This is a genomic window from Leisingera sp. F5 (assembly GCF_001593695.1).
This window is the reverse complement of sequence record NZ_LUKH01000456.1, coordinates 1-2390: the sequence shown is the minus strand read 5'-3', so window position 1 is coordinate 2390 and position 2390 is coordinate 1. Positions and strand designations below refer to the sequence as shown.

The following is a 2390-nucleotide window of genomic DNA, read 5'->3' as shown; positions in this document are numbered from 1 at the left end:
TTGCGGAACTGGAAGAGATGGCGCTGCCGCCTTGCCATATGGTTTATCAGTATCATGTGACCTCCGATGGGCGCCTGAATTGCCTTTTGTTCCAGAGGTCGGTCGATTTGCTGCTGGGTGCTGCCTTCAACTATGTGGGGGCTTCTGCGCTTCAGCTGATGCTGGCGCAACAAGCGGGGCTTCGCCCCGGTGAATTGGTTTGGGTTGGTGGTGATGTGCACCTCTACCGCAATCATTTCGATCAAGCGCGGGAGCAACTGGCACGTGACCCCCGTCCTTTGCCGAAAATATCGCTGACCAAACGTGCGGAGAGTATCGACGACTACCGGATTGAGGACTTTGAAGTCGAAGGTTACGACCCTCATCCTCACATCAAGGCCGACGTTGCGGTGTAAGGTTAAACCGGCTGACGAGGCTGGTTCCCCGTGGCAGCCACGGGCTGCCTCAAGCGGATCCAAGCCGGCCGGGAAGGGCAGGGGGATGCGTCCCAGCGTTCCCGGTGGACTTACGATCCACCCGCAGGTGCTGCAGGCAGCGCGGCATCTGCGGGAGTTCGGTCTGCGGGCATCAGCACGACGACACCGGCGCCGACCGCAGCATATCGCTGGCATAAGTGCTCCGCAGCTGCGCCGCATCCTACAGTCGCCTCAGCGGACCGGTGTGCTTTTGATGCAGAGACACCTCGGTCAGGCTCAGAAGCTTTCGCTCCGCGTCCAGTTCCGCCAGCAGCGTAAGCTGGCAGAATATTATGAAGACCGGTGATCCCAAAAAACACGCAACCATCCAGCCCCCGCTCAAGCACCGCCCTGTCGATCGCGCGCTGTGCCGGAACCGGATCGGCGCCGGTCATCGCCGGGCCGGTTGGTGTACACCTCCCCGGCGGCGCCCATTGTCTTGGCGCTGAACATTTCCGTGAAGGCATTGGTCGGGAAAACAAAGACGCCCGGTGCAGCCATGATGTCCTGCGTCGGCAGCGCGGATTGCGTCGCCGCGCCAAAAGGCGCTCTCGTCCTGGCCGTTCAATTCGGCAACCAGCCCGATTTCAGAGCGGTATGCCTGAACGGTTTGTGCGATGGTGGTCCGGCTGGCGGTGTTGACAAAGCCCAGCCGGATCATCGTGCCCCCGGCGCCACCACCCTGGAGGCTTTCCCGGTGCGGATGTTCGAGATCGCCGGCAGAGTGGCCGGGGTATGCGTCACCAGCCGTGGAAACAGGTTGCCGATCAGCAGCGAAGGGGAAAGGATTGAAATCGGGTTGAGAAGGCGCGGCGGGCGCTTGAGTTGTTTGAGAGCGCTGCGCCAACCGCGCTTGCTCCCCCCGAAACCGGCGGCTATGAAATGCACATACAAAATAGTCCGGTTTGATCAGATCCAAGCGGGCGGGGCACTGGAAGGGCTGAGAAAAGGTTGCGGGCTGTGGCAGGCATCCTTCAGAGGAAGAGCGAACCAGGGCAGGCGCGGGATTAGGCCATAGCGGCAACAGCCAATTCGAAAAGGACCGGAAAACCGTTCAATATATGTGTCATATGCCGGTCAGGCGGCAGGCCGGCGCATTCTTCGATTTCATCGCCGGTGATTTCAGGATCCTGAATTATGATCCCGGACCGGACGTCAAGGCACCGGTTGCAATCTGAACAGCAAGGAAGACACTCATGATTACCCTGATCGCTGCGCGGGCGCGCAACGGGGCCATTGGCAAGGACAACGATATCCCTTGGTTTGCGCCTGAGGATTTGAAAGCGTTTCAGCGCGAGACGCTGGGTGGCGCCATTATCATGGGGCGCAACACCTGGGACAGCCTGCCGGTGAAACCGCTGAAGAACCGGCTGAATCTTGTGGTGTCGTCAAATCCGCAGGCGGCAGAGATTGTGCTGCCGTCGATCGAAGCGGCAGTGCAGGAGGCCTATGCGCAGGGCTACCGCCGGGTCTATGGCATTGGCGGTGAAGGCATTTACCGGGGCATGCTGGAGATGGCCGACCGGCTGCTTGTTACCGAAGTGGATCTGACCATCGAGGATGCAGATGCCTTTTTTCCGGAGTTTCAGGCAGGGCAGTGGGCCAAGGCCGGGGAAACGGTTTTGCGCGGCAGCGATCCGGCCTGTGTAATGGCTGAGTATCTGCGGCGGGCCTGACGGGCTGTCTTTGCCTGCGCCCAGTCTGATCCCGGGCGCAGTGCAGATCAATCGGTCAAAGCTCTTTCAGCTCTGCGGCCATTTGGCGGCCATCGCGGCCTTCGGACAGCTCATAGCCAACTTTCATGTTGTCCGCGAGGCCGGCCATGCCCGACCGTTCCACCGCGGAAATGTGCACAAACACATCCTTGCCGCCTTGATCGGGTTCAATAAACCCATACCCTTTGGTGGTGTTGAACCACTTCACGGTGCCACTTGG

General features: G+C 60.3%; 4 protein-coding genes. 2 read left to right on the top strand and 2 right to left on the bottom strand.

What is annotated here, in order from left to right; genetic code table 11:
• The coding region (thyA, locus tag A2I95_RS31825) for a thymidylate synthase (RefSeq protein WP_291736261.1) at window positions 1-395 on the top strand (395 nt) is incomplete at its 5' end.
• Between the two features lie 451 nt (window positions 396-846).
• Here the strand turns inward: thyA and A2I95_RS31820 are convergent.
• Window positions 847-1302, bottom strand: coding sequence for a hypothetical protein (locus A2I95_RS31820; protein ID WP_291736259.1), 456 nt, complete (start codon window positions 1300-1302; stop codon window positions 847-849).
• Window positions 1303-1651: 349 nt separating this feature from the next.
• Here A2I95_RS31820 and A2I95_RS31815 point away from each other — a divergent pair, with 349 nt between their 5' ends.
• A complete protein-coding gene (locus A2I95_RS31815; protein ID WP_027259411.1) occupies window positions 1652-2131 on the top strand; it encodes a dihydrofolate reductase in 480 nt (159 codons plus the stop codon).
• Between the two features lie 55 nt (window positions 2132-2186).
• Here A2I95_RS31815 and A2I95_RS31810 read toward each other — a convergent pair.
• Window positions 2187-2390: cold-shock protein (locus A2I95_RS31810; protein ID WP_291736256.1), on the bottom strand; the 204-nt coding region annotated here is incomplete at its 5' end.

What these genes read in the sequence shown, in the direction of transcription:
- A2I95_RS31815 (WP_027259411.1), top strand. Translation starts at nt 1,652, where the DNA reads ATGATTACCCTGATCGCTGCGCGGGCGCGCAACGGGGCCATTGGCAAG.